Origin of the sequence: Nosocomiicoccus massiliensis, assembly GCF_000438455.1 — a bacterium.
Lineage (GTDB): Bacteria > Bacillota > Bacilli > Staphylococcales > Salinicoccaceae > Nosocomiicoccus > Nosocomiicoccus massiliensis.
The window spans coordinates 1-5,650 of record NZ_CAVG010000022.1; the positions used below are offsets into that span (position 1 = coordinate 1).

Genomic DNA, 5,650 nt, shown 5'->3' on the forward strand with positions numbered 1-5,650 from the left:
GATGATATTACAATCACGCGGTGATTCATATAGATGAAAATCTTTACCAATAAATACGACGTAACTTTTTATCGGCAGAGTATACCCTACTCTCTGAATCAGACGTTTAAAAAGTATCGTTGTATTATCCAGTTGTTCAAGAGGTGATTTCACTTTATCAACATACTTTGTATTGTAAAAATCTCCATCTTTAAACAGATAGTCTCCATGATAATTTTTTACTTCAAATACTAAAATTGCGTTCCGAAACACGACAAGTGCATCAATTTGTCTAACTACTCCATCGACTGAAAACGTAAAGTCTGTGAGTATAGATGCACAATCACCAATGAAATATTCGAGGAAACTTTTAAATTCCTTTTCCCCTGTATAACCTCTCGATAAATTATCCAAATAATAGTGTTGCTCATTCGTTAGATCCATTCTCCATTTAAGCGCCTCAAGTTGTCTATGTATGAGTGATTTCAAAGTAAAACCCCTTTTTAGACATACATTAACGCATATCAGACAAATACAAAAACTACAAAAATTCATGCATTTCATTACATTTTTTAAAATCCGTCTGATTCAATCACCGAACTTTATAAAATTGATTAAAAACCTTGTCATATTTTAAAAGTAGTACTACTAATAATTTCTTGTTTCCATTCTTTTCCAGAGAAATAAAAAAACCTGAACTAAACAAAGTTCAGGCTTTATTCTTTAACTTAAAAATACTTGTAATAAATGCTACTATGAACAACAGCAATACTACAAATAAAAACATTTTTCTGTATGGAATTAACATATCAATATTCGAAAATAGAATCGTTCCACCGAATGCGACAATCAATAAAACGAATAACCATTTAAATTGCATATTATCAATCCTCATCAAATGCTTTGTATAACCCTCTAAATCCGAATACGAGAATAATGATCGTCACAGCGAACGTGAATACGTAATAGAACGGTTTATACGGTCGCAGAGTTTCGTAATAACTAAATGCGAATCCACATAAAAATATAATAAGCGACGCTATAAACAAAATGACGAAGAACTTTTTAACATTCATCTTTACACTTCCTTAACACTCTTCTACTTACTATTCATTATACATTTCAAACACTTTGATTTCATCTTTACATCAATTCGTTTCATATTGTAAAGATTTTGTAAATGTTCTATAAATCGCTTTATTGCAACGGTTTCAGGGTACTAAAATTATAAGTGAGTAAATAATATACATATTTTAAATAAACATTCTCAAGGAGATAAGGAATGAATAAAATACGATTCATTTTGCTGAACATTGTAGCTATTATGTTTTTAACTTCTTGTCAAGCGGTCGAACAGGCGATTGAAGACACGTTCAGAAAAAGTCCTGAAAAATTGAACAAAGAAGACAGTGAACAATCGTTAACCGATAAAGTTAAAGCGATGTTTTTAGACGAGAGCAATGAAGTCATTACTTCATCAGACATTATTAAAGATGCAGAAGAAAAGTATGGTACCGAGTTTGATGTCGAAATCAATCGACAATTTGATTTGTACTTAAAAGAAGAGAATATCAATCGTTATTTGTCTGAAGAAGAAATCATGGAAATTATCAATGATTTCAAATCAAATAATCTTTTGACAAATCGTGACAAACGCGATGAGATTATGGAATCTCTTTTCGAACTTGTCGGTACACGTGATTTTTACGTGTATGAAGGGTGTATCATGCTGAATTCTACTAGTCTATACGTGTATGTTGTCGATCCAAATAATACAAAACATGTTGACCTTTATTATTATAATATGTCAACCGGATCATGGAGTATCATCCCTGAAAAACTAAAGGAAGATGTCGATCCCGTCACTGCATCGTTCCAAGTGTCTCAATTTAATTTTGATAGCTATGAAAAAATTGTAGATACGTTAATAGAAATTTTAAAAGATATGGGCGAATACGACGAATCAACCACGATTATTAACGATAATAATATCTCAACGATCCAATCGAGATTTGATGGAAATGATGTCTCGTTTAACACTCAACTTAAAGGAACGAGAGAAGATTACCACTTAACTTTTGATCATAAGGGCAATCTCATAAAGAAAGAGAGGATTTAACATGATATCTATACTACTCATATTCTTTTTTATGTACGTATTTCCGATATTTTTCTTATATTTACCAGTCATTCGAACTACTCCAATCGTTGCAACGATTCTTTTAGTTGTCGGGGTTGTACTTTATCTCGTTCAAACTTATATGATTTATAAATTTGTAACGAGACCACAAAAACTGTTGGCGCAACATGAGGATATTAGGTACTCAGGCCAACTCGTACACGCTGATATATTAAATGAAGAGGTTATACAAGAAAACAGTAATGAAATTTATAAAAGGTTACTCGTACAATTTTTAAATTTAGCAAGAAATCCCGTAAAGTCATATGTTAAAGTTGTCGATTCAAAGCCACACGAACACCGTTTTGAAAGAGGTAAAACGATTGATTTAAAGTTAAATAAAACCGGTTTTCAGCCTCCGTTTACTCTTAATGACGGAGAATACGAAACGAAGACGAGTCCTTTTGCTTCGGTGTGGATTATTTTTAACATCGTCTATATGATAGGATTTTTTATAGTGACGTATTACGTTCAAAATGACGGATACGGCTGGAGATTTTTAAGTCCAGTAACGTCTTGGCTATGGGCACCGATTTCTGGGATTATCCTTTTAAGAATTTTACTGAAACTTTCGAGTAGTTTCGATATCGTCATGAGATACCACCCACTCATTTCTTTTAATTCTGAAGAAGAGTTTGGAGAATTGTTATTATATGGAAAAACTGTCGAAGGTGAAATTCTCAGTTACTCTCAAACTGGACTTCACGTAAACGAACAACCTCAAGTGCTTTTTAGCATCCAGTATGTAACAGACGAAGGTAAAAAACTAACGAAGCGGATTAAAAATGTCATCAGTTTAACAGAACTACATGAACTTAAAAAAGGAAAGGCAGAAATCATCTACCTTCCCCGTGATACGGATATATTCATGGTTCAATTCATAGAAGATGAATAACTATACCTCCGACTGCACCAGTCAACACGACGACCCAAGGTGGTAGTTTCCAGTATGTAAGCATACTAAATAATATCGCGCCTAATGCAAAGTCAATTGGCGTTAAAATCGAACTCGTCCAAATCGGATGATATAACGCAGAAATTAAAATCCCGACAACTGCAGCATTCACACCCATGACTGCGCCTTTAATGTTCGGGTTATTTCGTAATTGATCCCAAAACGGTAACGTGCCAAGGATGAGTAAAAATGCTGGTAGGAAAATCGCAATCGTTGCGATGAGTCCGCCTAGCCATCCATTCATTACTGCACCGATATATGCAGCAAAAGTAAATAATGGCCCAGGCACTGCTTGAGTGGCACCGTAACCTGCTAAAAATTCCGCTTCACTCAACCATCCTGTTGGAACAAATTCTTGTTCTAATAGCGGTAACACGACGTGCCCACCACCGAACACTAATGCGCCTGACCGGTAAAAGCTATCGAACATCGCAATCCAGTATGATCCGGTCGTTTCTCTTATAACCGGTAGCAATACGAGCAATCCGAAAAACAGAATAAGACAAGTCGCTGAAAATCTTTTACTAATTGGGAAACTGGTGCTTAGTGCTTCATCTTTGTTATGGTTTTTATAAATTAAAAACCCGATAACACCAGCAATTATAATCACACCGACTTGCGTAAAAGCAGCCGGCCAAAGCAGTGTAATAATTAACGCAAATAAAGCGAGTGCTTTTCGATTTAAGTCTGGTGTTAAACTTTTTGCCATACCGATAATTGCATGTAAAACGACTGCTACTGCTACAATTTTTAACCCGTGAATCCACCCTGCGTTTGCAACGTCAAATTCTGTTAAAAATAAAGCGAATAAAATCAGTAAAAGAACTGACGGGAGTGTAAATCCAAGAAAAGATACGATTCCACCGAGAACACCACCACGCATCACACCGATACCAATTCCAACCTGACTACTCGCAGGACCTGGTAAAAACTGAGATAATGCAACTAAATCTGCATAGCTCTTTTCATCCATCCATTTTCTTCTACGGACATACTCTTCGTGAAAATATCCGAGATGCGCAGTCGGTCCACCAAAAGAAGTTAAACCGAGACGCGTAGATACGAACAAAATTTCTAAAAGTGCCTTCACACTACTACGTTTATCTTTATTCATCACTCTCTCCTTTTAAGATTTATTTAAATTAACATCGACAGTTATCGTTTATTTTATCTGTTTTCGATCAATTAAACCGTATATTTACATAATCTTTACAAAGATTGTTGGATAGACTTTTGTAATATTTTAAATAACAAAAAAGCATGATCTAAATTAATTTAGATCATGCGACGTCATTTTTTCTAACTCTTTTCTTTGTCTTTCTTTTACTTGTTTTCTACCAGCACTAAACTGACCAAATAGAAATAGAAGTCCGACTGCTGTAATTAATACCTCTGCTAAAACATTTACATCTGTTGTAAATATAATAGTCCCTCTCCAAACTAAGAAAACTACTGGTAATATTAATCCCCAAAACTTACTTTGTCTCGTACTTAAAAAGAACTGTAAACCTAAAAATCCGGCTATAATTAACACATCATAAATTGATCCAAATCCAAACACTATGAATTCTTCCTTTCTTCTTTATACTTTTTAATAATTAACTTTGCTTCTTCTAATTCAATTCGATCATCAATTGACAACTGTTTAATAAAACTGATGAAATCTTCATTTTCAATTTCATCGTGCAATTTAATTTTTTCAATTAAACGGTCTAGCTTAATGCGAACTGTCGGATATGATACACCATACATTTTAGCGACTTCTTTCAAAGAGCCCGAGAGCAACATAAACTTTTTTATAAACTCCAAGTCTTCTTGCTCTAACGATAAAATCCAATTTGGTATGTTATCTCTTTCCACAGCACTCGACCTCCTTATTTCTAATTAAATCTTATCATGTATGTTTAATTTTGTAAAATAAATCTTTAATAAAGTTAAATTTTTATTTTACTTTTAATTAAATAAGATTAATTTTAGCTAATTAAATATGTAGCTGCTTCATTTCAAGTTGGCTATCTTAAAGAAAAAGACCCAACATTCCTCTCATAGAAATGTTAGATCTCATGGTAATTTTATATCTATATTATTTACTATTCATTTATTAACTTCCAGTGTCCATCCTTAGCACTGCCAACATACTTTATTATTTCTCTATCCGTTAGAATCTTCAAATCTCTTTTTATTGTTCTTTCTGTCACTTTAAATTGAATCGACAAATCTAAAGCAGTTACTTTTGGATTGTTTTTTAATATTTCTAAAATTCTTTTACGCCTATCATTTGGTTTTAATTTTCGTTGATTGTTTTGGGTGACATTTTGGGTGACATTTTGGGTGACATTTTGGGTGACATTCTCATTATTGTAATTCATATTCCAAAGTATGGTTGTAAAAGATGTTTCTGTAGATGTAAATTCTGGATGAAGTCTTTCGTCATAATTTCCCGCTATTTTTATAAAGATTCAATTATTTTTCTAAGACCTGATCCACGTCTTTCCATTAGACCTAGTCTTGCAAATACATCCGCTATAATTGGATTC

The 5,650-nt window shown here is 33.4% G+C and carries 9 protein-coding genes; 2 read left to right on the plus strand and 7 right to left on the minus strand.

Annotation, left to right across the window (positions count from 1 at the left end; genetic code table 11):
* A partial coding sequence (locus TJ68_RS01005) for a nuclease-related domain-containing protein (protein ID WP_222859700.1) occupies window positions 1–423 on the minus strand: 423 nt, incomplete at its 3' end.
* A 440-nt stretch (window positions 424–863) separates the two neighbouring features.
* Window positions 864–1,055, minus strand: coding sequence for a hypothetical protein (locus TJ68_RS01010; protein WP_040928262.1), 192 nt, complete (start codon window positions 1,053–1,055; stop codon window positions 864–866).
* Window positions 1,056–1,261: 206 nt separating this feature from the next.
* On the opposite strand from TJ68_RS01010, the gene TJ68_RS01015 reads away from it, so the two are divergent.
* Together TJ68_RS01015 and TJ68_RS01020 are read left to right on the plus strand one after the other, a co-directional pair.
* Window positions 1,262–2,098, plus strand: a complete 837-nt coding sequence (locus tag TJ68_RS01015) for a hypothetical protein (RefSeq protein WP_040928263.1) — start codon at window positions 1,262–1,264, stop codon at window positions 2,096–2,098.
* A gap of 1 nt (window position 2,099) precedes the next feature.
* Complete coding sequence (locus TJ68_RS01020) at window positions 2,100–3,053, plus strand: hypothetical protein (RefSeq protein WP_040928264.1); 954 nt, start codon at window positions 2,100–2,102, stop codon at window positions 3,051–3,053.
* Here TJ68_RS01020 and TJ68_RS01025 read toward each other — a convergent pair.
* From TJ68_RS01025 to TJ68_RS08860, 5 genes are all read right to left on the minus strand, one after another.
* Entirely contained in the window at window positions 3,037–4,227 is a 1,191-nt protein-coding gene (locus tag TJ68_RS01025; RefSeq protein WP_040928265.1) for a chromate transporter, read from the minus strand. The two genes, TJ68_RS01020 and TJ68_RS01025, sit on opposite strands and share 17 nt — an antisense overlap.
* Window positions 4,228–4,383: 156 nt before the next feature.
* Window positions 4,384–4,674 (minus strand): hypothetical protein, encoded by a 291-nt coding sequence (locus TJ68_RS01030; protein ID WP_052327231.1) that lies wholly within the window; start codon window positions 4,672–4,674, stop codon window positions 4,384–4,386.
* Entirely contained in the window at window positions 4,674–4,973 is a 300-nt protein-coding gene (locus tag TJ68_RS01035) for a DUF2089 family protein (protein ID WP_040928267.1), read from the minus strand. Before TJ68_RS01035 ends, TJ68_RS01030 begins: the two co-directional genes overlap by 1 nt.
* Before the next feature lie 230 nt (window positions 4,974–5,203).
* The gene (locus TJ68_RS01040) at window positions 5,204–5,482 is read right to left on the minus strand and encodes an HTH domain-containing protein (RefSeq protein WP_052327232.1); all 279 of its coding nucleotides are present in this window, start codon (window positions 5,480–5,482) and stop codon (window positions 5,204–5,206) included.
* 80 nt (window positions 5,483–5,562) lie between these two features.
* Window positions 5,563–5,643, minus strand: a complete 81-nt coding sequence (locus tag TJ68_RS08860; RefSeq protein WP_420329218.1) for an ATP-binding protein — start codon at window positions 5,641–5,643, stop codon at window positions 5,563–5,565.
* Between the last annotated feature and the right edge of the window lie 7 nt (window positions 5,644–5,650).